Here is a 23,557-nt window from a genome sequence, read left to right on the forward strand (position 1 = left end):
CTATGCGCTCTCTGTTTGCCAGCACAGGCCGAGGTCTGGAAGAACTATTAAAATCTGAACTTGAACACCTTGGTGCTCAGGCTTGCCAGATAACACAAGGCGGTGTTTATTTTCGTGCTGATGATAAAACCATGTATCAGTCTTTACTTTGGAGTCGTTTAGCGTCACGTATTATGTTGCCGTTAAATGAATTCAATGTTTATAGCGATCTAGACTTATATCTTGGTGTGCAGGCAATTGATTGGAGTGAAATTTTTACTGTTAATCAGACCTTTGCTATCCATTTTAATGGTACTAATGACATTATTCGTAATAGTCAATATGGTGCATTAAAAGCAAAAGATGCCATCGTTGACTCATTTCAACGCAAAATAGGGCAACGTCCTGATGTGGCTAAGCAATCTCCTGATATTCGCTTAACTATTCATCTTCATAAAGAAAAAGCATCACTCTCTTTAGACTTAAGTGGTGATGGCTTACATCAACGTGGTTATCGTGATTTAACTGGGCAAGCACCTTTAAAAGAAAATTTAGCGGCTGCGATTATTATGCGTTCTGGTTGGAAAACCGATACACCATTAATTGACCCAATGTGTGGCTCAGGAACATTACTAATCGAAGCTGCCATGATGGCGACAGACTGTGCTCCAGCATTAAACCGAGTGCATTGGGGTTTTCGTCATTGGTTAGGCCATGATGAAACATTGTGGAAAGAAGTTACTCATGAGGCTTTTGCGCGTTTTCGTGAAGGCAAAAAGAATACAGCCTCCCGTTTTTATGGTTTTGATGTTGATAAACGCGTGTTGGATATGGCTAGAGCTAATGCGCGTAGAGCTGATGTTGCTGATTTAATTACCTTTGCTCATGGTGATGCGGCAAAACTAACTAGTCCTGTGTCAGCGGAAGTAAAAGGAACAATTATTAGTAACCCGCCTTATGGTGAACGTTTAGAAAGTGAGCCAGCACTAATTGCACTGCATAGTCAATTAGGAAGAGCTATAAAGGCACACTTCCCGGGTTGGCGATTATCGCTATTTAGTGCGTCACCTGAATTATTGAGTTGTATTCAATTACGTGCAGAACGTGAGTTCAAAGCAAAAAATGGCCCTCTTGATTGTGTACAGAAAAACTATTTACTTTCTGATACTCCATCAACGATTAATACTGGGCTTGCTGAAGATTTTGCAAACCGTTTGCGTAAAAATGAGAAAAAACTCGCGAAATGGGCAAAACAACAGCAAATTGAATGCTATCGCTTATACGATGCTGATTTACCTGAATATAATGTTGCTGTAGACCGTTATGGCGAAAAAGTGATTATTCAAGAATATGCACCACCTAAAACAGTTAATGAACATAAAGCACGCCAACGTTTGTTTGATGTTATTAGCGCTACGATGGAAGTATTAGCATTACGTTCTGATCAACTGATTTTAAAAACCCGTCAACGCCAAAAAGGTAAATTACAGTATGAAAAAATGGCAGAGAAGGGTGATTTCTTTTTAGTTAATGAGTTTGGTGCAAAATTCTGGGTAAATCTTACGGATTACCTCGATACAGGACTGTTTTTAGATCACCGTATTGCACGAAAAATGCTGGGTGAAATGAGTAAAGGAAAAGATTTCTTAAACCTCTTTGCTTATACCGGTACTGCATCTGTACACGCTGGGATTGGTGGTGCAAAAAGTACGACGACAGTTGATATGTCACGTACCTACCTTGAATGGGCTGAGAAAAACTTCCAAGCAAATGGCCTATCAGGTAGACAACATCGTTTAATGCAGGCTGATTGTTTACAATGGTTAATGCAAAGCAATGAACAATTTGATGTGATTTTTATCGATCCACCTACGTTTTCTAACTCAAAGCGTATGGAAAATACCTTTGATGTTCAGCGCGATCATATTGAATTGATGAAACATCTAAAACGTTTGTTGAGAAAAGGTGGCACGATCATGTTCTCAAATAACAAACGTGGGTTCAAAATGGAACATGAAGAGTTAGCAAAAATAGGATTATCCGCAAAAGAGATAACACAGAAAACATTATCACAAGACTTTGCGCGTAACCGCCAAATCCACAATTGCTGGCTGTTAACTCATGCTGGTGAGGAATAATTTACAATGCCGTTAATTAGTTTGACAGGGGCTTATTTATCTTTCAGTGATGCTCCTCTATTAGATAGCACCGATTTATTTATTGAAGAAAATGAACGCGTTTGTTTAGTCGGGCGCAATGGTGCAGGAAAATCAACTCTATTAAGAGTGTTATCTAAAGAACAACCTTTAGATGATGGTCAAGTTGTTTATGAGCAAGATCTTGTAACCGCTCGCTTACAGCAAGATCCCCCAAGAGATATTGAAGGCACTATCTTTGATTTTGTTGCTGAAGGTGTTGAAGAAGATGCTAAATATCTAACAGATTATCATCATATTTCTAAATTGATTGAGACAGATCCTTCTGATAAAAATCTCAATAAAATGGCAGAGTTGCAAGAAGTACTTGATAGCCGTAACTTATGGTTACTTGATAGCCGAATTGCAGAAGTGCTAGAGAAACTGGGTTTAGATGGTGAGGCTGAACTTTCTTCTTTATCGGGAGGGTGGTTAAGAAAAGCTGCATTAGGGCGTGCATTAGTTAGCGCACCAAGAGTGTTATTTTTAGATGAACCAACAAACCACCTTGATATTGAAACGATCCTTTGGCTTGAAAAGTTCTTAAAAGATTTCCAAGGAAGTATCGTATTTATTTCCCATGACCGTTCATTTATCCGTAATATGGCAACCCGTATTATCGATCTTGATCGTGGAAAACTTTCTTCATGGCCAGGAAATTACGATAAATATCTTGAAAGTAAAGAAGAAGCATTGCGTGTTGAAGAGCAACAAAATGCAGAATTTGATCGCAAATTAGCACAAGAAGAAACTTGGATACGTCAAGGGATTAAAGCACGACGCACTCGTAATGAAGGCCGTGTACGTGCTTTAAAAGCATTACGTGTTGAACGTAATGAACGCCGTGAGGTGTTAGGCAGTGCACGTATGCAGGTCGAAGAAGCAACTCGTTCTGGTAAAATCGTATTCGAGTTAGAAGATGTTAATTATAGCATTGGAACTCGCAAGTTAGTTCGTGATTTCTCTGCCAAAGTACAACGTGGCGATAAAATCGCGCTGGTGGGGCCAAATGGTTGCGGTAAAACCACATTATTAAAACTTATGCTAGGCGATTTAAAAGCGGACAGTGGGCGAGTTCATTGTGGTACTAAGCTTGAAGTTGCTTACTTTGATCAGCACCGTGCGGCACTTGATCCTGATAAAACTGTGATGGATAACCTTGCTGAAGGTAAGCAAGAGGTGATGGTAAATGGTCGTCCTCGCCATGTGCTTGGTTATTTACAAGACTTTTTATTCCCACCTAAACGTGCGATGACACCTGTTCGCGCACTTTCAGGCGGTGAGAGAAACCGTCTATTGCTGGCACGTTTATTCTTAAAACCAAGTAACTTGCTTATTCTCGATGAGCCAACCAATGATCTCGATGTTGAAACATTGGAGTTATTAGAAGAGCTAGTTGATGCGTACCAAGGCACTGTTTTACTAGTTAGCCATGACCGTGAATTTGTTGATAATAGTGTTACTGAGTGTTGGATCTTTGAAGGCGATGGTGTTATTAACAGCTACGTTGGCGGATATTACGATGCTCAGCAACAAAGAGCACAAACAGTTTCACTGAGAAGTGAACAAAATAAATCACGTAATGCGCCAGAAAAAGCTGAAAAAGAAGCTAAAACTAAAGATAGCGCTAAAAAGAACACTCGTAATGGCAACAAGTTAAGTTATCATTTAGCGCGTGAACTTGAACAACTACCCGCTAAGCTAGAAACTTTAGAAACACAGTTAAGCGCATTACAAGAAGAAGTGAGTGCTCCAGACTTTTTTACTCGTCCCCATGAGGAAACTGAAAAAGTTCTGAAAACACTTGCGGATAAAGAACAAGAGCTTGAGACCGCTTTTGATAGATGGCAAGAATTAGAACTGATGCAAAGCGGTGAATAAATCGCCAGCCGAAAACGGGGCATTTGCCCCGTTTCACTTTCTGGATTAAATATTCTTTTATTGATTATTAAAAAATAAGAGGTGTCACTGTGTGTTCTGGTCAACAACATCGTCATGAACATAAGCATGAGCAAATATTATGTCCTCAGTGCGATCTGGTGGTCAGTGTTCCTGAATTAATGCAAGGAACCAAAGCAACATGCCCTCGTTGTCACACAGTGCTAACGGCACGTTGGCGCCAGCCTTTTTATCAACCTGTCGCATTGGCAATCAGTGCATTATTTATGTTACTGATGGCAAGTCAGTTTACGTTTGTCAGTATGGAAGTTGCTGGTATTGCTAATAACGTAACATTGATGCAGATCCCAAGAGTGATGTTTAGTGAAAACTACATTGAATTGGGGGCTTTTTTCTTACTCTTTGTTCAAATTGTGCCTGCTTTTTGTATGGTGGCTATTCTATTACTGTGTACCCCAATTAAACTACCTAGAAAATTACAAATCTGGTTATCTCGTATTTTATTTCAACTCAAATCATGGTGTATGGCTGAGATTTTTCTCGCGGGAATTTTAGTCAGTTTTGTAAAATTAATGGCTTATGGTGATATTGGTTTAGGGTTAAGTTTTTTACCTTATGTTTTGTATTGTTTATTTCAAATCCGCGCTTTTCAGTGCCTTGATAGACATACACTATGGGAAAAGTTAGAGCCACGCCCTGATTATCCTAGTATTGAATCAGGTAAATCAGGATTAAAACAAGGGGTAAGATTATGTCGTTCATGCACCGCGATTTTACCCGCAACGCAATATGAATGTAGTCGTTGTGAAGTTAAAGGACATGCAAGAAGACCGAAAAGCTTGCAATGGACAGTCTCACTGTTGATTACATCACTTATTCTTTATATTCCTGCAAATTTATTGCCCATTATGGTGACTGAATCGCTAGGTAATAATATTTACTCTACTATTATGGCTGGGGTGATTTTGTTATGGGAAGATGGCTCTTATCCTGTTGCGATGGTGATATTTATTGCCAGTATTATGGTGCCAAGTTTGAAAATGATAGCAATAGCTTGGCTTTGTTGGGATGCACACAAATCCAAAGGTAAAAGAGATCCTGCTAGAATGCATTTTCTCTATGAAGTTGTTGAATATGTGGGGCGTTGGTCAATGATTGACGTCTTTGTTATCGCTGTTTTAGCTTCATTAGTCAGAATGGGACGTCTGATGAGCATCTACCCAGATTTTGGTGTAGTGCTATTTGCAGTGGTTGTTGTATTAACGATGTTCTCTGCAATGATGTTTGATCCTCGGTTGACGTGGGATAAATGTACAGCTGATGATGATAAACCGATGATTAAGGAGCCTAAGGGTGACTGAAAAGAATGAAACTGCTTTAACAGAAGCAAAAATTAACAAACTAAAAAGCTGGTCTCCAGTTTGGATCATACCGCTTGTCACCTTATTGATTGGTGCATGGATACTTTATTATCATTTCAGCCATCAAGGTCCAGAAGTTACCTTAATTACTTATAATGCTGAGGGCATTGAAGCGGGTAAAACAAAAATCAAAAGTCGTAGTGTTGATATTGGCTTAGTTGAAAGTGTCACTCTCGATAGCAATTTTAGTCGCGTTATTATTAATGCGCGCCTAGATACAGGTATGAATGAGCTATTACGGTCAGATACAGCTTTTTGGGTTGTAAGGCCACAAATAGGTAAAGAAGGGGTGACAGGTTTAGGTACCTTGCTTTCAGGTGCCTATATTGAATTACAACCAGGTTTAACTGGTAAAGAGAAAAGTGAGTTTAATCTTCTTGATGCACCTCCTCTTGCTTCACCTGATGCAAAAGGTATTCGCATCAACTTGGTGAGCGAAAGAGCAGGGCAGTTAAATGCGGGAGATCCTGTTTTATTCAGAGGCTATCAAGTTGGCTCTGTAGAAACCAGCGAATTTAACATTGATAGCCGAGATATGCATTATCAGCTTTTCATTAAAGCGCCTTACGACAAAATGGTGACATCCAATGTTCGTTTCTGGAAAGATTCAGGAATTGCTTTTGATATGTCTTCATCTGGCGTGCGTGTTGAAATGGCGTCACTTTCTACACTCTTTAGTGGTGGCGTGAGTTTTGATGTACCAGCAGGTTGGTTGCCTGGTGAACAAATTGTACCTAAAACAGAATTTAAACTCTACGATAATGAAAAGAGTATTCAAAACTCGTTATATACCGATTATCGCAGTTACATCATGTTTTTCTCTGATTCAGTAAGAGGGTTACAAGCTGGAGCACCGGTTGAATTCCGAGGAATTCGAATGGGGACTGTTGTGCAAGTACCTTATTACACAAAAGGAATGCAACAATCGCTTGATAAAGATTTTCGTATTCCAGTGCTTATCCATGTTGAACCAGAACGTTTTGCCAATGATGTTGGTGAAAGTTTTGATTTCGTTAAAGAGATCTCTTCAGCTTCTAATAATGGCCTAAGAGCTTCATTAAAATCAGGAAATCTTTTAACGGGCGCTCTGTATATTGATCTTGATTTCTATTCAGACGAAACAAAATGGGAAGGACCTCAAGAGGTTGCTGGCTTCCAACAAATACCTACTGTTAGCTCAGGCTTAGCGCAAATTCAGCAAAAAGTGATGACATCACTTGATAAGATCAACAATCTTCCTGTTGAACCGATGCTTAAAGAGATGACAGCGACTTTATCTGAAAGCCAAAAAGCAGTAACTGAGGCAAAAGAAACACTGAAAGCATTAAATGCCATGATTGGCAGTGATGAATTTAGAAATCTTCCTAATGATATTCAGCAGTCATTGAAAGAGATCAATCGTAGTATGCAAGGATTCCAACCGGGCTCTCCGGCATACGGAAAAATGATCGATAATATGCAGCAGCTTGATCAGGTATTAAGAGAAATGCAGCCTTTATTGAAAACATTGAACAATAAAAGTAATGCATTAATTTTTGAGGCGAAGGATGGTAAAGATCCAGAACCAAAGAGGGCTGAAAAATAATGAGATACATCATTGGGATATTTGTTTTGATGCTAACGGCATGTTCAAGCCAACCTGAGAAAACCTATTATCAGTTACCTGATATTTACCAAACAGGGGTATCAGCACAAGTCACGACAACACAGTCAGCGAAAAAGCCTCAAATCTGGGTTCAGCCGATCCGTTTGTCCAATATGCTGGTTAATGCTGGTATTGTTTATCAAACAACAGATATTAACTATACCGTAGCAAATCAGCATTTATGGATAAATCCGCTTGATCAGCAATTACAACAGAACCTAATTTCAGGTTTAACAAAAGCATTGACAGGAACCGTTGTTGCTAACCAACCGATTGAAGATAACTTAGCAAAATTAACAGTTACAGTTAATTACTTTCAAGGTCGTTATGATGGGCAAGTGATCATTTCTGGTGATTGGATTTATACTGAAAATAGCAAAGTGATTAGTCAGCCATTCTCTCTTGTGTTAACACAAACCGAAGATGGTTATCCTGCTTTAGTCCGTACATTAGGACAAGGCTGGGAGCAAATTGTTTCTGATATTGCGACAACAATTCAAGCTCAATACTAACTGACTTAGCCTACATCTATTCAAACCCAATATTCTCTTAAATCCTATTTAAGTTGAATATTGGGTTTTGTTTATCAAAAAAATAAAAAAGGAAGCTATATGTTAGAAATGCTTAAAAAGAAATATCCCTCTGCAATCAGCTGGTCATTTGCTGATAATGCTCAGTTAGCTGATGAACTTGTAGTGCTGGTGGTAGAAGGAAAAAAAACGGCAACGTGTAGCTCATTAAGCGGTTTTTTTAGTGACAGTGCTATTCCTGCTATTGGTGGATATAGCATTATTTTAAATAGTCAAAATGAGCCTGTTTGTGTTATTCGCACGCGTTCTTTGCAGTTAATCCGTTTTAATGAAGTCACAGAAGAACAGGCCAAAAAAGAGGGGGAAGGGGATTTAAGTTTGGCATATTGGCAAGATGGGCATAAAACCTTCTTTACTCGTGAAGGTCGTTTTTCAGAAGATATGGAGTTGGTATTTGAAGAGTTTGAATTAATAGAAGTATGTAAGAGGTATTAATAGCTTATTTTACCTTCCAAAATGGCTAATTCCTTAATAACAATAAGGTAATTTTAATAAGCTTTTCTACAAATAAGTAAAAAAAGAGCAAAAAATTATATTGGTTAATAATGGCTTATATTGACATTACTTTAAAAATAAAGATTATTTTTGTTTATTTAATTTGTTGATTATCTAAGACAAAAAATAATATTATTATCTCACATAATTAAAAGTTACATTAAATCAATATTTTAACTAAATACTTATTCTGACTATTTTAAATCCTAAAATAACCCTACAAATATTAATTAAATAAAGTTAATGATAACAAGTGTTACTAAAGTTAAATTTAGCTCGGCTTCACAAATATGACATTTGTATTAACTTCTTTACTTGCTTAAATGCTCAATAAAGCGTATCAATTTATAGTGGTTGTTGAAAAAACAATCATTATCTTTCCGCTTAAACTTAGAACGTGAGGGTTGTCTAGACATGAAAAGACAGAAACGAGATCGTTTAGCAAGAGCATTATCGAAAGGTTATCAAGCTGGTATGCAAGGCCGTTCAAAAGAGCTTTGTCCTTATTTCGCGATTGATGCGCGTTCACATTGGCTGGGAGGTTGGCGACAAGCCATGGAAGATCGCCCAAGTCTGGTAAAATAAATAACCCGTCGTAGTAAAATAAACAATGGTGATATTAAATATAATCACTAAATTTTGCCGACGAAAAAAATTAAGGGTTATTTATATATATTTCTGTGCTCACATTGAATACAGGACAATTTGAGTATAAATAACAAACAGTAGTTATAAATTGAATACAAAAAGGCTTGCATATTCTGCGAGCCTTTTTACATCATACTGGCATTATTTTTTTATTCGGTTGTACATATTTTCTTACGTAAACGAAACCCATAAATAGTAAAAAAAATAGCAAGTATTGAATTGACAGAATTATATAGCCAATCAATTCTTTCCGAAGTAAACCAAGTTATAAGAGATGTTAATATCAAAAATATGCCACAATAAAACATAAAGTCAGCGTGTTTTTTAGATACTTTTCCTTTAGTAATCACTTATTTTCCTTAAAATAATTTTTTATAAAGATTAATTTAATTTGTTTTTTGATTTTTTAAATAACTTATATATATTGGGGCTATATAAACACAATGAGGTTGTAATAAAACCTAAAAGCCATTTTATATCAAATTGATTTGCATACATACAAATAAATATAATCAATAAAATCGTGAGTCGATAGCCAATTACTTTGCAAAGAAAAAAGGTAAGCTCAACAAGAAAACTAAAAAGCTCTGCGAGTGCGCTTATAATCATCTCCATACGATTATTCCTTAATGTTATTTATTCTAAGTCGATATAATTTTTAAGTGTGATATTTATTTGGGATAGGGACTATCACTTAACTTAAATTTATCTTCACATATAAGAATTATTTACTAATTTGGTGACACTATACATTGATTAATTTATTATAGCGACTTTTAATTACAAGGAAGGTTTTAATGAAAAAACCAATATCATTATGGATAATATTAATTGCTTTTATTTTCTTCACACTACAGCAATTAATATCTTCATTACCTAATATTTCCATTTTAATAGGTGCATTTATAAGAAGTAGTGTTGATTTTGATTTTGTAGCTTCTCTTTCTATCGTGTGGAGTATGATACAAACTTCTTCTCTCGTTAGTTTATATGTTATTACTCTTTTTGTTATTTTTATGAAGAAAGAAATAGCACCAATAATGCTGAAAATATTCTGGTGTATATCAATGCTTCCTATGACTATTGTAATAGCAATAGGTATCCAAAACGCATTTGATAATACAAATGGTAGTCATCAAGCAGAAAGTTCAGGTGAAATATTAGGGAGCTTATTTTTAGCAGGATTGCTTGTTTATCTTACATATAGCCTATTTTTCTCTTCTAGAATTAAAGACTATTTTCAGTATTTACAAAATAAGCAATCGACGCAATGTATTGATAAAAATTAAATTGAATATGATCTGTTTTTTATAAATAGAATAAATACATTATTAGTACAGATAAAAAAATACCGTGTATTGTATATTACACGGTATTTTTATAATAAACTTTTGGAATTATCGATCTTAGAATGCAGTTGTATCTTTAAATAAGCCAACTTTTAAATCTTTTGCTTCATAAATCAGCTTACCATCAACATACACTTCACCGTCGGCAATACCCATAATCAGTTTACGATTGATAACACGTTTGAAATCAATTTTATAGGTAACTTTTTTTGCAGTTGGTAATATTTGTCCAGTGAATTTAACTTCACCTACACCAAGAGCACGGCCTTTTCCTTCGCCGCCAAGCCAGCCAAGATAAAAGCCAACAAGTTGCCACATGGCATCAAGGCCTAAGCAACCCGGCATCACAGGATCATTGACGAAATGGCAATCAAAGAACCATAAGTCGGGCTTGATATCGAATTCTGCTTCGATAAAGCCTTTATTATGGGTGCCGCCATCTTCAGTCATTTTAATGATGCGATCCATCATTAGCATATTACCAGACGGCAGTGGTGGGCCATCTTGGCCAAATAATTCACCACGGCCTGAAGCAATGAGGTCTTCTTTAGAATAAGATTCGCGTTTATCAACCATTGTCTATATAGCCTTTATCAAATGTAAGATAACAGAATAGCTTACACTTGTACGCTGAACAACTCCGATCACTTGAAATAGAATTATCTGAATAGGCGTAAGAACCAAGGTAACTTAGGTCTATCTTGATTATTTGCAAGTGTTATACGGTCATGAATCACAGCTAACAAGTGTGCATCAGATTGTTCTGGCTCGCATTGCTCTTCATAATATGGCTGACGAGTCAGTAATGTTATGGCTTCAGCGATATGTGTTACAGGCCAAATATGAAATTTCTCTTCTTTGACGGCTTGTTGAACATTTTCATTTAGTACTAGATGACGAATATTCGCGAGAGGAATAATTACACCTTGTGATCCTGTTAATCCTCTTTGCTGGCAAATATCAAAGAAACCTTCGATTTTTTGGTTTACGCCACCAATAGGCTGAACCTGACCAAATTGATCAACTGCGCCCGTTACCGCAATTTGTTGATCTATTGGTTGCAGTGCAAGTGTACTAATTAATGCACACAGTTCAGCCAGAGAAGCGCTATCACCATCCACCTCACCATAAGACTGCTCAAAAACAATAGAGGTACTAAATGGTTGTGGTTGGTCTAAACGTAATTCTGAGTTTAAGTAAGCTTGCATGATCATCATTCCTTTAGCATGAAGATTACCGCCAAGCTCAGCTTTACGTTCAACATCAGTAAACTCACCATCACCAATATGGGCAACACAAGTTATACGAGTAGGTTCACCAATTAAATCAGGATAACCAGGATAATCTAAGACAGAAAGCCCATTGATTTGGCCAACGGCTTCACCTTCTGTTTGTATCATTACCTGATCTTGCAAAATTTCATCACGACTACGCTCTAATAGATAACTATGTCGCCATAAGCGATTTTCTTCTGCTTTTTTTAGTGCGTCTGCATTTAGATAAGCATCATGATTAAAGCGCATTGCGTAACGGAGTTGACGTAAGATCCATTCTAAATCTAAGCTCAAGATCAACTGATCTTCATGTTGCCTTGCTGCTTGTGTTAATAACACTTCCCAAGCATCTGCTGATAAAGAAGGGAGACGGTATTTTTGGCACAATGCATTTACAAAACCACACCATTGCGAAAGTGTTGTTTCGTCTTCTAAATACATATCGTATTCATATTCGCCATATAAAGCTACGTTACTTAATTCTGGCTCCATAAATTCTAGCTCTTCAAGACTTAGTCTATCGCCAACTAAAATCACTCGCAGATTGAGAGGCATACTTTCAATGGGCAAAGGCAATGATTGATTATCATTCCAAACAAGCCATTCAAAGCGTTGCTCTTCAACCATTTTTTTCAGACGAAACCACATTAATGGTTGAGCTAATAAAGATTTAATGGAGAGAACGAGAATTCCACCATTAACTTTATGTAATAAACCTGGGCTGACAGTGACATTATCTTTATGACAATAGAAAGAGCCAAAGAGTTGTTCGGGTTCTATCCACTGGCAACAAGTAATGGATTCTGATGATGAAAATGCACCTTGTACATTTTCTTGCCAATAGATTTTATTTGATTCTGCTTGATAGGCACCAATAACCGGATAGGTTTTGATCTCTGATTGCGTTAATGTGTCTGTCAACATATCAAAGTAAGCGGTAGAATCATCGGCTTTTAACAGCATAAATTGGCCTGAATCTGCATTATTTAGCCATTGTAGGCTTTCGTACAGGCGAGGCTGAACCTCACGAAGTAGAGATGCAGGTAATTGAGATGCTGTTTGAAAGAAAGTCTGGTAGGAGGCGTAATCAGGACGTAACGCCTGCCATTCTAATTCGTTGTTTTTCAAGGTTACCGTTTTTATTATTGGTTAGTGAAAAGAGATTTATTAGATACCACTATAAGTGGGTATCTATCCTGCAATAAGACGGTTCTTTAACTGTCATCAACTGCATAGGCAGGGAATATGTATCGCTACGACCTTATAATAATGAGCTAACAAATCAGCCATTAGGTTTTATTATAGCGACGCTCGATTCTATCATAACGTGCTCAGAAAACTATCCCTTATCAAGGCTTGTTATTAATTGATAAAAAAAGATTATCCAAAACATCCTTGCTTATAAAATAGGCAAAAAATTTCGGTTCAGTGGCAGTATTTTTGTAAAATTGTTGATATGCTAGTATATAGTTACGTTGTCACGGGGATTTGTATGAAATATCAACAATTAGAGAATCTAGAATGTGGCTGGAAGTGGGCATATCTCGTCAAAAAACATCGTGAAGGTGAGTTAATTACCCGTTATATTGAAAAAAGTGCGGCTGATGAGGTTGTCGAGCAATTATTACTGATAGAATCACAGCCATTAAAAGTTTTAGAGTGGATAGATTTGCATATGAATCCTGATCTATCCAATAAAATGAAACAAACTATTCGTGCTCGTAGAAAGCGGTATTTTAATGCAGAGCATCAACATACACGAAAAAAATCGATAGATTTAACATTTAAAGTTTGGCAGCGCTTATCGGCTTTATCACAACGCCGAGGAATAACATTATCAGAAACAATAGTACAATTAATTGAAGATGCTGAACGAAAAGAGCAATACGCTTTAAAAGTACATAGTTTAAAAGATGGATTAATTGAGTTATTAGAACGAGATAAAGAAAAGTAATCGATATTATTTTTTATCTGTATTAACAATACCCTTTTTTATTGTGACACTTCATACCCCTTTTTATTTATTCAATCTTTGCCTCTATATTCTTAATTTGTATATTTTTTCTTCCCATAAAGAAAACCCTGCCAGTGGCAGGGTTTTGAATTCATTAACAGTAGATTATTCTACTATCTGAATTATTTACCAGGTTGAACAACAACTTCAGTTGTACCTTGGATTTCGATTTCAACACGACGGTCTGGCGCTAAGCAATCGATCAGAGCTGAACGAGCTTTAACGTTGTCACATGTGTTGCCAGTAACTGGATTTTCTTTACCACGACCTTCTGCAGAGATGCTGTTTGCAGGGATACCTTTAGATACCAGGTAATCAACTACAGATTGAGCACGTTTTTCTGACAGAGGCAGGTTGTAGTTTTGAGAACCGATACGGTCAGTGTAACCAATAACGACTACACGACCTTGAGTTGGGTCGATGTTAGCCAGTTCATTGTACAGACCATTCAGAGCTTCTTGACCTTCAGCTTTCAGAGTAGATTTGTTGAAGTTGAACAGAACGTCTGAACGCAGAGTAAAGGTTTTGTTCTCAACAACTGGAGCTGGAGCTACAACTGGAGCTGGAGCTACAACTGGAGCTGGAGTTTCTTGGTTGAAACGGTAAGCAACACCAACACTCAGCATGCCGTTGTCTGGACGCGCATTCAGAGTACCTTTATCACCAATGTTGTTGATCCACTGATATTCAACACGAGTAGCGATGTTTGGAGTGATCGCGTATTCAGTACCTAATGCGAATACTGGAGAAACGCCAGTATCGTTATTAGAGAAACGATCTTGTTTTGGAGATAAAGAAGTAGCGTTTTTAGTTGCAGAAGAATCTGCACGCCATACCATACCACCTAAACGGGTATAAACGTCTAAGTCTTCCATTACTGGATAACTTAATTTAGTGGTTAATTGGACACCTTGAGCACGGAACGCACCATTGTCATATGAACCTTTATAAGTCATACGACCTAACCAATCATAACCCAGTTCAAAACCTAAGTATTGGTTGTACTGATAACCAGCAAATGCACCTGCACCTAATTGGTCACGGTGAGTGTTACCATTACCGATAGAAGTACCTTCAAAATGGTTGCTAGTACCTTGGTATTGAGACCAACCTAATTTACCACCAGTATACCAGGTATTGTCTTTTGGAGCTGCTTGCGCTGCAGTTGCGAAAGCTGCCACTGCCACTGCTAATGCGATAGCTGTCTTTTTCATTTTTACGCCTCGTTATCATCCAAGTTAGGCATTTGGCTTTAAGCCTTATTATTTGCCCTTGGTTAAATTATTGTTAGGAATCCAATGCTTTCATCAAATGATGATCCCAAAAAATGGGATTTAAAGCATAACCTTAACGACATAAAGTCTACAATGAACTTAAAAAGTTACAAGTAATCCTTTAAAATTCGACTTAAAATTTTAAAAAGATCTGCCTAATTCCACAATGGGTAAGATTCTGTATTTTTGTTAAATTTATTGTAACTATATGATTTAGGTTATAAATACTTTTGACTTATCTTAAATGATATCGAGGTGTTCTGAGTATTAGGAAAACTCTTAAATTTCACTAATGGTAGTGAATTGAATGAATTTTTACGGAATTCAAATGTCGTTTAGATGCATTAGTACTTTCTAAATGGATATTTGTATTAATTTGTTGACGCATGATAAACCCCAAGCTTTTACCTTTGCTTGCAGCAGATTCTAATCTTTTCATCTCTTCTGGCGATATTTCTGGTAACCAAGCTAGAACGACACTGTAATTTCCACTCATTAATGCTTTTTCCATCAAATCAACCGTATTTATTCTATTTGCATGATTTAATTGGATTATTTTATCAAGAGGTAATCCTACGTTTTTCAACCAAGAACGATTGAGTTTTTGTTGTGGGCTTAACCACAATAACCAACGTGATTCATGGCTATACTGTTTTAGTAATGGCAAAAGGATGTGATTAATAACGAGCGGATTTTGGTAGAGAAGTTCACTTACCATGCCTTGTTTATTATTACTTTCCGTAGTAACCATTGCTGAAGGGATAGATAGAGGTAATACCTCATTCGAGATCTCTTGGAGAATGGTGTTTTGTCTTGTCGGAGATGATGTTGAGATTTTCATGTTTACCTCTGCCTATATGTACTGTATGAATATACAGTATCTCTAAATTTCGCTTAAATCAAGCTCAATTTTTTGAAAGTTCCTCTCAAATTTTATGTAAATCTCTATTTTCAAGCTGTTAACTATTGGCAATAAAAAGTAAATTCTTTATTGTTTCTATGGTAAGTTTCATATGCATGTTTTTGAATTCAAAGATAAAAAATTCACATCAATGTTTATGTTGGAGTTTTAATGTCATTTTTACCTGAGCAACGGAAGGCTCATTTGCTATCGCGCATTGCGAAATATGGAGAGTTAACAACAAAGTCTCAATTTGGTGGTGTTAGCTTAATGATTGATGACGTTATGTTTGCTATCACGTCTGATAATCAACTTTATTTAAAAGGAAGCGATTTTTTAGAGACGCTTTATAAGGCAACAAAAATGGAAGCCTATATTTATCTGAAAAAAGGAAAACCAATAACGTTACGTTATTATAAAATCATGGATTCTTTATGGGAAAATCAGCAAAAATTAGATCAATATATTGATTTGTCATATCACTACAGCATGCAAGAGTATTTAGGCCAACGGAAAAGGCCATGCCGAATAAAAGATTTACCTAATTTAGGTGTCATATTAGAGAAAAGGCTAAGCCAAATTGGGGTTAATAAAGTTGAAGAGTTACGACTTATTGGTGCCAAAGCCTGTTATTTGAAATTAATGCGCAGCCATAATTTAAAAAATAGTGAGATTTTACTTTCATTAGCGGGGGCAATAATGGGATGTCATCGTTCCGTGTTACCCAACCAACTAAAAGCAGAACTATTAGATTGGTATAATGAATTGTCTTTTCAATAAAATAAACCTAACGACAGTTATTTTCTCTAGTCCTCATATGAAATTAGAGAAAATAACGTCGATTAGGCATTAACACTAACGCTGTGATTCAAGTGCTTTATTTGTTTCTCCTTGCTCAATTATTTGAATGCAGTTAATGATTTGAGGGAGTAAATCTAGTAATAATCGAATCTGAGTAACAACTAATTGAATTCGCCCATCATCAGCATTAGGTAATGAATTGATCCGTTCAATTAACTCGATATGAGGTTGTTTAAATGCTTTATCCTGCGCTGTTTTGTGACGCAAAGCAGCGTCGATATAACAAACAGTATCATTCAGCAACGTAAGTATTGTTTCATCTTCGATTTTAGAACGATGAACACCAAGTGCTGAAATATAGCTAAGTAAGGTGTGATTCAAACAGAGTAACTGGAAAGCGACCTCTTGGGAGGCTTGATAACTTTTTGGCTCTGATGACATATTCGAGATAAGTGAAGCGAGTTCACCATCGCTACTATGAGCATTACGGCGAGCAATTCGATAATCTAAGCTATTATCTTTTCCTTGGTAATATTGAATAAGAATAGCATCAAGGTAATAGCAGTTATTTGTCATTGTTTTTTGAATAACAAAAGGTAATTGGCGGAACTTCCAATCAGGCCAGATAAAACTGACCGCAAACCATGCAATAGCACAACCAATTAAGGTATCAATAATTCGAGGAAGAGCGACATCGTAGCCTTCACCAAGTAAATTAAAACTTAGCAGAACTAATAATGTAATAAATAGCGTGGCATGTGCATATTGTATCGTTCTAAATGCAAAAAAGAGCGTGCCGGTGATAACGATTAATACCAGTTGTCCTTCAATAGAGGGTACAAAATATAAAATAGGGAAACCGATTAAAATACCAATAATGGTGCCACTTACACGTAATGTTAAGCGTCTACGTGTTGCATTGTAGTTAGGCTGGCACACAAACAAGCTGGTTAATAGTATCCAATAGCCTCTGTCTAATTGGAAAAATTGAATAATTGCATAACCAATACAAAGCACGAGTGACATTCTAACTGCATGTCTAAAAAGTGCTGATTTAGGAGTAAGATGTTCTTTTATTCTTAATGCGATATCTCGCCATCCGGTTAAACCATCATCGGAAAGTTGAGTTTCTTCTTTTTGGTCATGGGATATTTGGTACTGCTCTGTGCTAATACTGCGTAAAAGCGCATCAATCCCTTGAAGGTTTTGCAATAAATTATTCAAAGGAGTCATTAATTGAGGTTCTGTGGTTGTATTTTTTAAATGATTGAGGGCATTTTCTAAATAATTAATGGAACGCTCGAGGGCGGGATTATGCTGATATTTTTTATGCCAAAGAATTGATTGTGCAACTTGTTCACAAGCCCGAGCCTGCATAGAAAGTAAACGTTGAAAACGAAAAAGCACATCACTGTGGCGCAATTCATTACTCAATAATTGATACTGGACATGAGATGAACTGGCTCTTTCATGAATATCTTGAGCTACAAAATAGTAATGAAGCGTAAAGCGACTACTGCGCTGACCTCTATCACCTTTTAGTCGGCTTAATAACGTGACTTTAGTTTGATTCATTGTGTCAATAAGCTGACTATTTGCCATAGCTAAACTATAAAGTGAGTGTTGATAGTCATCTTCAATATCAGGATCAAATAAAGTTGCTTTTGCCTCGAGGTATGTTGCGAGTTGCTGGTAGCAACGAGTTAAATTATCTTGCACAGGGCGAATAGGAAACAATAAGTGACCAACTAAGGTTAACGAGTTGTACCAAATAGCGCCTAGCAACAGCAAAATAGGTTGTTCATACCAAATAGGGAAAATAGGCATACCGAGCATAGTGTAGATGGCAATTAATAAAGCACCAAAAGCAATGGTAGCGTAGCGTTGTCCTAGCGCGCCTAATAAAATAAATCCCCAAGTTGAAATTGCTAGACCACAAAAGAATAAAATAGGGTAGGGATAAAGCAATCCTATTGATGCTGATGCAAGAAGAAAACAGCATAAGGTAATGACCAGGTTTTTTAAACGCCCGACAAGTCTGTCATCTAAGTCCGTTAATGCGGCTGCGACCACACCTAAAGTCAGCGGAATGGTGTATTTAGGCTCTTGACCTAACACCCAAGGAAACAAAGTCGTTCCTGTAAGTGCGATTATTATGCGAATATAATAGAGAAAGTGGCTATTATAGATAAATCGGCGGGCGCCATTTAGCAAAGTGAACACAAAAAGCCCTTAAATAAACAAGATGAAGATAATTACCTCTTAGAATATAGGGTTTATCACCGATTAAAAAGAGCTTAACAACAGACTATTTGTTATTTATTGCAGGAATTACGTATGGAACTGAAATCCACTCCGATGGGACAACGTTTAGCACAGCATCCTTATAATAGAGTCAAATTGTTAAATGCAGGTATTGAAGTCAGTGGTGAAAAACATCAGTATTTAATTCCTTTTAATGAATTGATTAATATTTACTGTAAAAAAGGGATTGTGTGGGGTGAATTAGAATTTTTATTGCCGGAAGATAAAGTGGTTCGATTACATGGAACAGACTGGGAGGAAACTCAGCAGTTCTATCGATATCTATTCCAAACATGGCAAATGTGGAGTCAAGAAATGAGTGAAATCAGTGCTCAAGTTCTTGAGAAGCAACTCCATAATATTACTGAAATTATGCAATCCAATAAATGGATAAAACAATCTAAGCTTAGTGAAATTCAACAATCTATAAAAGAAAGCTTATCGGCTATTCCACTTCCACTTGAACGCCTTACCCAATTTGATAATTGCCAAGTACTTTATCAGCAATGTTTAGAGTGGTTAAAACAAGGTGAATTACTTATTAATAAAGAAAATTCTGCGTGGATAACACAAATGCTAAATGAGCATGCGGAGTTTTTTAATACAATTGAATCATCTCCACTCAATGGATCACAATGTCGTGCGGTTATTAATGGTGAAGAGAATATTTTAGTCTTAGCCGGGGCCGGAAGTGGTAAAACATCTGTACTAGTCGCAAGAGTAGGATGGTTATTACGTCGAAATTTAGCACAAGCAGAGCAAATTTTGTTATTGGCATTTGGGCGTAAAGCGGCGCAAGAAATGAATGAGCGTATTTCAGCGCGTTTAAATGCCGATATTATGGCGAAAACATTTCATGCATTAGCATTATCTATTATTCAACAAGCGACAAAAAAACAACCTAAAATTAGTGAACTTGAAATAAATAGTGAAAAAAGAAGAGCGTTATTATTAGGCGAATGGCGAAATCAATGTCAGCAGAAAAAAGCGCAAGCAAAGGGATGGCGTGAATGGTTATCTCAAGAGCTTGATTGGGATATTCCAGAAGGTGAATTTTGGTATGATAGAAAATTAGAAAATCAAGTTGCTGTAAGGTTAGAGCGTTGGATTGGCTTATTAAGAATGCAAGGCGGTAGTCAAAAATCACTAATTGAAAGTGTACAACCTGAATATACAGATGCATTCAAAAAATATTTAAAATTATTATCGCCTTTATTAAAAGCATGGAAGATGGCATTAAAAGAAGAAGACGCGATAGATTTTTCCGGTTTATTACATCAAGCTATCAATCTTATTGAAAAAGGACGTTTTATTAGCCCATGGAAACATATACTTGTTGATGAATTTCAAGATATTTCGCCACTTAGAGCATCACTATTAACAGCATTAAAGCAGCAAAATAAACAAACGTCTTTATTTGCTGTGGGTGATGATTGGCAGGCTATTTACCGTTTTAGTGGTGCTGAATTATTATTAACGACCTCTTTTCATCATTCATTTGGAGAAGGCGCCGAATGTGCATTAGATACGACCTACCGTTTTAATGACACAATTGGTGATGTTGCTAATACGTTTATTCAACAAAATCCGATGCAATTATCTAAGCCTTTAAATAGTCTAGTTAAAGGCAATAAAAAAGCGGTTGTTTTACTATCAGATGATCAACTTGAAAATCTATTAAATAAAATGAGTGGTTATGTTGGTGACGATGAAACGATCCTTTTACTCGCCCGTTATCATTATTTAAAACCTGAACTATTAAAAAAAGCTAAGACACGGTGGCCTAAATTAAATTTAGAATTTATGACTTTTCATGCATCGAAGGGGCAACAAGCTGATTACGTTATTATTTTAGGTTTGCAAGAAGGTAAAGATGCTTTCCCAGCACCTGCAAGGGAATCAATTATTGAATTAGCGTTATTACCAAAAATTGAAGATTATCCTAATGCGGAAGAACGCCGTTTAATGTATGTGGCATTAACAAGAGCAAAAAAACAAGTATGGCTATTATTTAATAAACAACAGCCATCTTGTTTTGTTTCGGAGCTAAAATCTCAAGGTGTTCCTATACAGCGAAAACCTTAGAATTATTTTAATCTTTCTTTTAAATAACCTTCGTAATCAGGAATTTTAATTGTAGATTCTTGTGAAAACAGAGGCGATGAAATTAAAAAGTTTGCGGTTGCACGATTGGTGGCAACCGGAATATTCCATACCGTTGCTAAGCGTAGAAGGGCTTTAACATCCGGGTCGTGGGGAACGGCGTTCAATGGATCCCAAAAGAAAATCATAATATCGATTTTCTTTTCAGCGATCATTGCACCTATTTGTTGGTCACCGCCCATTGGACCACTTAGCATTTGAGTAACACTTAGGCCGGTGTGGTGGTTAATTAAATTTCCTGTGGTTCCTGTAGCAAATAACTTATGTAGAGACAGTTGTTCACGATTATTTTGAACCCATTCAAGTAATGAGCTTTTGCAGTGATCATGGGCAACAAGCGCGATATTTTTTTCTTTTAAGAGCGTGCGGTCAATTTGTTCCATTTGATACCTTTAAAAATAAATATAGTTATTGTTCCAGCTGTCAAAATACCTTTTTTTTATCTTACAAGCTATGAACGGATCAAGATACTATGATGTATCATAATATTTTCAATCTTCATGATGAACGGAGTATATAAATGGTGGACTCAGACATTTATGACATTTTAAGAAGTGTCAAAACAATTGCACTTGTTGGTGCGAGTAGCAAAGAAGATCGCCCAAGCTATAAAGTCATGAAATTCTTATTAGAACAAGGTTATGATGTTATTCCTGTAAACCCAGGTATGTCTGGACAAACATTGTTAGGTCAACAATGTTATACCTCATTAAAAGATATTCCTGTCTCGATTGATATGGTTGATGTTTTCCGTCAATCATCTGCTGCATTAGAGATCGCAAAAGAAGCGATTGAAATTAATGCCAAAGTCTTATGGTTACAAATTGATGTGATTAATGAAGATGCCAAAGAGTTAGCAGAAAAAGCAGGGTTACGAGTGGTTATGGATCGTTGTCCTAAAAAAGAAATCGAAGCGCATGGCCTTCCTTGGTAAAAAATTAAAATAAAATCGCCGAAAACAAATTCGGCGATTATCATATTTATTCAGATCACGGCTTATTTAGATTATTCGGTTAATTTCGTAATCGTGGAGCCTGTAATTGGCTACGAATTGACTGCGATAGCTCATCCAATGAGTCATTATCTAAGTGTTCATCTGAAACTTCATAAGTTATCTGCGCTTCAGCAAGATAAGTATGAACGGGTTGTCCTTCATCATCTTCCATCACAACATGGTACCAAGGTGCTGCTCGCAAGGTCACATTAGATGCAATATCATCCTCATTAGGCTGATCAAGGGAATATTCAGCATCCACATCGACAACAACGCCTAAGTAGCCGAGTAATTTATGTCTAACTTGCTGTCCTATCCCAAATTTGCTGGCGGTCATCATAGTATCACCTCCATATAGCCTTGCTTATTGGTTATATATATGAGGGCACAAAGTGAAATTTCAAGGATTTGAAAAAAATATAATCCTTTGCTTTCATTATGAATAAAGAACCTCACAAAATCAGATTATCTATTGTATAAAGAAAAGACAATAACCTGAGTAGAATTTTTATTTTAACAACATTATCAGGAGAGCATATGAAAATGGGTAGAGAATATATTATTCAAGGGCATGTGCAGGGCGTTGGGTTTCGTTTTTTTACTTATCAATGGATGAAGAAACAACCAATAACAGGTTATGTTTGGAATCGTGATGACGGCAGTGTGGGCGTAAGAGCGTTTGCAAAGGAAGGTGTGCTTAAAGAATTTGAAAATTGGTTAGAAGCTGGTGGCCTTAGAGGCGCCAAAATTACATTTTGGTCTGCTACATCTTGTGAATATGAATCAATGACAGATTTCTCAATCCGCCATTGTGAGTAGTGTGGTTTTTAGTTATTTATTATTAGAAGCTAATATTTTAAATACATTTAACGGGTTTAGGCAAACCAGCCAGTTTTGTGGCCTGCTTCGCTGGGCCTTTAGGAAATAGACGATAAAGGTAACGACTATTGCCTTTTTCTTCGCCATATTTTTGCGCAAGAGCTTTTACCAGCATACGAATAGCAGGGGAGGTATTAAATTCTAAATAAAATTGGCGAACAAAGCGGATAATTTCCCAATGTTGCTCTGTTAGTTCAATTTCTTCTATTTCAGCTAATGTTGGAACTATATCTTCACTCCACTCATTGCTATTTTTTAGATAACCGTGACTATCTGTCTCGATTTCTTTTCCGTTAAATACAAACATGTGCTTTATGACCAATCAAAAATAATAGCGTTAATTTAGCAAAAATAAGGAAAATACCCAAGCAGAACCCATAAATCGTTGATTAATTAAGCCATTGACTTGTAATGCGTTTAATTTTACATCAAACAGTACAATAAGACCTTTACAATATAAGCCTAGATGTTTATATTGCTCCCCATTGCGGAGGGGTGGCCGAGCGGCTGAAGGCAGCGGTCTTGAAAACCGCCGATGGGAAACCATCCGAGAGTTCGAATCTCTCCTCCTCCGCCATCTCATCATCTCCTAGCGTCTCCTGAAGTCTCCTAATTCCAGTAAAATCAAATCTTCGCACTAAATCATTGTCTCCCGAAGTCTCTTAACGTCTCTTGAAAGCTCCATTTTTTTGGGGTACAAATGGGGGAACATTATACCCCCTTAATATTTAA

General features: G+C 36.7%; 21 protein-coding genes and 1 tRNA gene. 14 read left to right on the forward strand and 8 right to left on the reverse strand.

Annotated elements, in window-relative coordinates; genetic code table 11:
- Window positions 1-2 precede the first annotated feature (2 nt).
- The 8 genes from rlmKL to LW139_RS06680 all read left to right on the forward strand — a co-directional run bounded on the left by rlmKL (window position 3) and on the right by LW139_RS06680 (window position 10,161).
- Window positions 3-2,117, forward strand: coding sequence for a bifunctional 23S rRNA (guanine(2069)-N(7))-methyltransferase RlmK/23S rRNA (guanine(2445)-N(2))-methyltransferase RlmL (gene rlmKL, locus LW139_RS06645; protein WP_247850807.1), 2,115 nt, complete (start codon window positions 3-5; stop codon window positions 2,115-2,117).
- A gap of 6 nt (window positions 2,118-2,123) precedes the next feature.
- Window positions 2,124-4,055: an ABC transporter ATP-binding protein gene (locus tag LW139_RS06650; RefSeq protein WP_166539561.1), complete on the forward strand. Its 1,932-nt coding sequence runs from the start codon at window positions 2,124-2,126 to the stop codon at window positions 4,053-4,055.
- An 89-nt stretch (window positions 4,056-4,144) separates the two neighbouring features.
- Window positions 4,145-5,434: a membrane integrity-associated transporter subunit PqiA gene (gene pqiA, locus LW139_RS06655; protein WP_227336662.1), complete on the forward strand. Its 1,290-nt coding sequence runs from the start codon at window positions 4,145-4,147 to the stop codon at window positions 5,432-5,434.
- Window positions 5,427-7,079, forward strand: coding sequence for an intermembrane transport protein PqiB (gene pqiB / locus LW139_RS06660; protein ID WP_247850809.1), 1,653 nt, complete (start codon window positions 5,427-5,429; stop codon window positions 7,077-7,079). Before pqiA ends, pqiB begins: the two co-directional genes overlap by 8 nt.
- Window positions 7,079-7,651, forward strand: coding sequence for a membrane integrity-associated transporter subunit PqiC (pqiC, locus tag LW139_RS06665; protein ID WP_247850811.1), 573 nt, complete (start codon window positions 7,079-7,081; stop codon window positions 7,649-7,651). The genes pqiB and pqiC overlap by 1 nt, the downstream gene beginning before the upstream one ends.
- 99 nt (window positions 7,652-7,750) lie before the next feature.
- Entirely contained in the window at window positions 7,751-8,164 is a 414-nt protein-coding gene (locus LW139_RS06670; protein WP_247850813.1) for an ASCH domain-containing protein, read from the forward strand.
- A 474-nt stretch (window positions 8,165-8,638) separates the two neighbouring features.
- Entirely contained in the window at window positions 8,639-8,809 is a 171-nt protein-coding gene (gene rmf / locus LW139_RS06675; protein WP_023581348.1) for a ribosome modulation factor, read from the forward strand.
- 860 nt (window positions 8,810-9,669) lie between these two features.
- Window positions 9,670-10,161: a hypothetical protein gene (locus tag LW139_RS06680; RefSeq protein WP_166539565.1), complete on the forward strand. Its 492-nt coding sequence runs from the start codon at window positions 9,670-9,672 to the stop codon at window positions 10,159-10,161.
- 117 nt (window positions 10,162-10,278) lie between these two features.
- Here LW139_RS06680 and fabA read toward each other — a convergent pair whose 3' ends face one another.
- Complete coding sequence (gene fabA, locus LW139_RS06685) at window positions 10,279-10,797, reverse strand: bifunctional 3-hydroxydecanoyl-ACP dehydratase/trans-2-decenoyl-ACP isomerase (RefSeq protein WP_023581351.1); 519 nt, start codon at window positions 10,795-10,797, stop codon at window positions 10,279-10,281.
- An 83-nt stretch (window positions 10,798-10,880) separates the two neighbouring features.
- Window positions 10,881-12,623, reverse strand: coding sequence for an AAA family ATPase (locus tag LW139_RS06690; protein ID WP_227336666.1), 1,743 nt, complete (start codon window positions 12,621-12,623; stop codon window positions 10,881-10,883).
- Window positions 12,624-12,987: 364 nt separating this feature from the next.
- On the opposite strand from LW139_RS06690, the gene matP reads away from it, so the two are divergent.
- Window positions 12,988-13,449, forward strand: a complete 462-nt coding sequence (matP, locus tag LW139_RS06695) for a macrodomain Ter protein MatP (RefSeq protein WP_072069645.1) — start codon at window positions 12,988-12,990, stop codon at window positions 13,447-13,449.
- A gap of 182 nt (window positions 13,450-13,631) precedes the next feature.
- Here the strand turns inward: matP and ompA are convergent, their stop codons facing one another.
- Entirely contained in the window at window positions 13,632-14,723 is a 1,092-nt protein-coding gene (gene ompA, locus LW139_RS06700; RefSeq protein ID WP_227336667.1) for a porin OmpA, read from the reverse strand.
- A gap of 349 nt (window positions 14,724-15,072) precedes the next feature.
- Window positions 15,073-15,624, reverse strand: coding sequence for an SOS-induced cell division inhibitor SulA (sulA, locus tag LW139_RS06705; protein WP_166539568.1), 552 nt, complete (start codon window positions 15,622-15,624; stop codon window positions 15,073-15,075).
- A 231-nt stretch (window positions 15,625-15,855) separates the two neighbouring features.
- Between sulA and LW139_RS06710 the strand changes: the two genes are divergently transcribed.
- The gene (locus LW139_RS06710) at window positions 15,856-16,464 is read left to right on the forward strand and encodes a TfoX/Sxy family DNA transformation protein (protein WP_109408828.1); all 609 of its coding nucleotides are present in this window, start codon (window positions 15,856-15,858) and stop codon (window positions 16,462-16,464) included.
- A 75-nt stretch (window positions 16,465-16,539) separates the two neighbouring features.
- Here the strand turns inward: LW139_RS06710 and yccS are convergent, their stop codons facing one another.
- On the reverse strand, window positions 16,540-18,708 hold the full coding sequence (gene yccS / locus LW139_RS06715; RefSeq protein WP_166539569.1) for a YccS family putative transporter: 2,169 nt from the start codon (window positions 18,706-18,708) through the stop codon (window positions 16,540-16,542).
- Between the two features lie 114 nt (window positions 18,709-18,822).
- Here yccS and helD point away from each other — a divergent pair, with 114 nt between their 5' ends.
- The gene (gene helD, locus LW139_RS06720; RefSeq protein WP_247850814.1) at window positions 18,823-20,874 is read left to right on the forward strand and encodes a DNA helicase IV; all 2,052 of its coding nucleotides are present in this window, start codon (window positions 18,823-18,825) and stop codon (window positions 20,872-20,874) included.
- A gap of 2 nt (window positions 20,875-20,876) precedes the next feature.
- Here helD and LW139_RS06725 read toward each other — a convergent pair whose 3' ends face one another.
- Window positions 20,877-21,335, reverse strand: a complete 459-nt coding sequence (locus LW139_RS06725; protein WP_072069639.1) for a methylglyoxal synthase — start codon at window positions 21,333-21,335, stop codon at window positions 20,877-20,879.
- Window positions 21,336-21,472: 137 nt separating this feature from the next.
- Between LW139_RS06725 and LW139_RS06730 the strand changes: the two genes are divergently transcribed.
- Complete coding sequence (locus tag LW139_RS06730) at window positions 21,473-21,886, forward strand: CoA-binding protein (protein ID WP_109408831.1); 414 nt, start codon at window positions 21,473-21,475, stop codon at window positions 21,884-21,886.
- A gap of 79 nt (window positions 21,887-21,965) precedes the next feature.
- On the opposite strand, the gene hspQ is transcribed toward LW139_RS06730, so the two are convergent.
- Window positions 21,966-22,286 (reverse strand): heat shock protein HspQ, encoded by a 321-nt coding sequence (hspQ, locus tag LW139_RS06735; RefSeq protein ID WP_006537351.1) that lies wholly within the window; start codon window positions 22,284-22,286, stop codon window positions 21,966-21,968.
- 197 nt (window positions 22,287-22,483) lie between these two features.
- Between hspQ and LW139_RS06740 the strand changes: the two genes are divergently transcribed.
- Entirely contained in the window at window positions 22,484-22,765 is a 282-nt protein-coding gene (locus tag LW139_RS06740) for an acylphosphatase (RefSeq protein ID WP_247850816.1), read from the forward strand.
- A 37-nt stretch (window positions 22,766-22,802) separates the two neighbouring features.
- Here LW139_RS06740 and tusE read toward each other — a convergent pair whose 3' ends face one another.
- Window positions 22,803-23,132, reverse strand: coding sequence for a sulfurtransferase TusE (tusE, locus tag LW139_RS06745; RefSeq protein ID WP_247850818.1), 330 nt, complete (start codon window positions 23,130-23,132; stop codon window positions 22,803-22,805).
- Between the two features lie 182 nt (window positions 23,133-23,314).
- On the opposite strand from tusE, the gene LW139_RS06750 reads away from it, so the two are divergent.
- A tRNA-Ser gene (locus tag LW139_RS06750) sits at window positions 23,315-23,402 on the forward strand.
- Window positions 23,403-23,557: the final 155 nt, after the last annotated feature.

It is taken from the genome of Proteus vulgaris, assembly GCF_023100685.1.
Classification (GTDB): domain Bacteria; phylum Pseudomonadota; class Gammaproteobacteria; order Enterobacterales; family Enterobacteriaceae; genus Proteus.

Excerpts from the sequence above, each read along its gene's own strand:
- matP (WP_072069645.1), top strand. The coding sequence starts at position 12,988 with ATGAAATATCAACAATTAGAGAATCTAGAATGTGGCTGGAAGTGGGCA.
- rmf (WP_023581348.1), top strand. The coding sequence starts at position 8,639 with ATGAAAAGACAGAAACGAGATCGTTTAGCAAGAGCATTATCGAAAGGT.
- LW139_RS06650 (WP_166539561.1), top strand. The coding sequence starts at position 2,124 with ATGCCGTTAATTAGTTTGACAGGGGCTTATTTATCTTTCAGTGATGCT.
- LW139_RS06730 (WP_109408831.1), top strand. The coding sequence starts at position 21,473 with ATGGTGGACTCAGACATTTATGACATTTTAAGAAGTGTCAAAACAATT.
- sulA (WP_166539568.1), bottom strand. The coding sequence starts at position 15,624 with ATGAAAATCTCAACATCATCTCCGACAAGACAAAACACCATTCTCCAA.
- rlmKL (WP_247850807.1), top strand. The coding sequence starts at position 3 with ATGCGCTCTCTGTTTGCCAGCACAGGCCGAGGTCTGGAAGAACTATTA.
- hspQ (WP_006537351.1), bottom strand. The coding sequence starts at position 22,286 with ATGATGACCGCCAGCAAATTTGGGATAGGACAGCAAGTTAGACATAAA.
- pqiC (WP_247850811.1), top strand. The coding sequence starts at position 7,079 with ATGAGATACATCATTGGGATATTTGTTTTGATGCTAACGGCATGTTCA.
- ompA (WP_227336667.1), bottom strand. The coding sequence starts at position 14,723 with ATGAAAAAGACAGCTATCGCATTAGCAGTGGCAGTGGCAGCTTTCGCA.
- fabA (WP_023581351.1), bottom strand. The coding sequence starts at position 10,797 with ATGGTTGATAAACGCGAATCTTATTCTAAAGAAGACCTCATTGCTTCA.
- helD (WP_247850814.1), top strand. The coding sequence starts at position 18,823 with ATGGAACTGAAATCCACTCCGATGGGACAACGTTTAGCACAGCATCCT.
- LW139_RS06710 (WP_109408828.1), top strand. The coding sequence starts at position 15,856 with ATGTCATTTTTACCTGAGCAACGGAAGGCTCATTTGCTATCGCGCATT.
- LW139_RS06670 (WP_247850813.1), top strand. The coding sequence starts at position 7,751 with ATGTTAGAAATGCTTAAAAAGAAATATCCCTCTGCAATCAGCTGGTCA.
- LW139_RS06740 (WP_247850816.1), top strand. The coding sequence starts at position 22,484 with ATGAAAATGGGTAGAGAATATATTATTCAAGGGCATGTGCAGGGCGTT.
- LW139_RS06725 (WP_072069639.1), bottom strand. The coding sequence starts at position 21,335 with ATGGAACAAATTGACCGCACGCTCTTAAAAGAAAAAAATATCGCGCTT.
- tusE (WP_247850818.1), bottom strand. The coding sequence starts at position 23,132 with ATGTTTGTATTTAACGGAAAAGAAATCGAGACAGATAGTCACGGTTAT.
- LW139_RS06680 (WP_166539565.1), top strand. The coding sequence starts at position 9,670 with ATGAAAAAACCAATATCATTATGGATAATATTAATTGCTTTTATTTTC.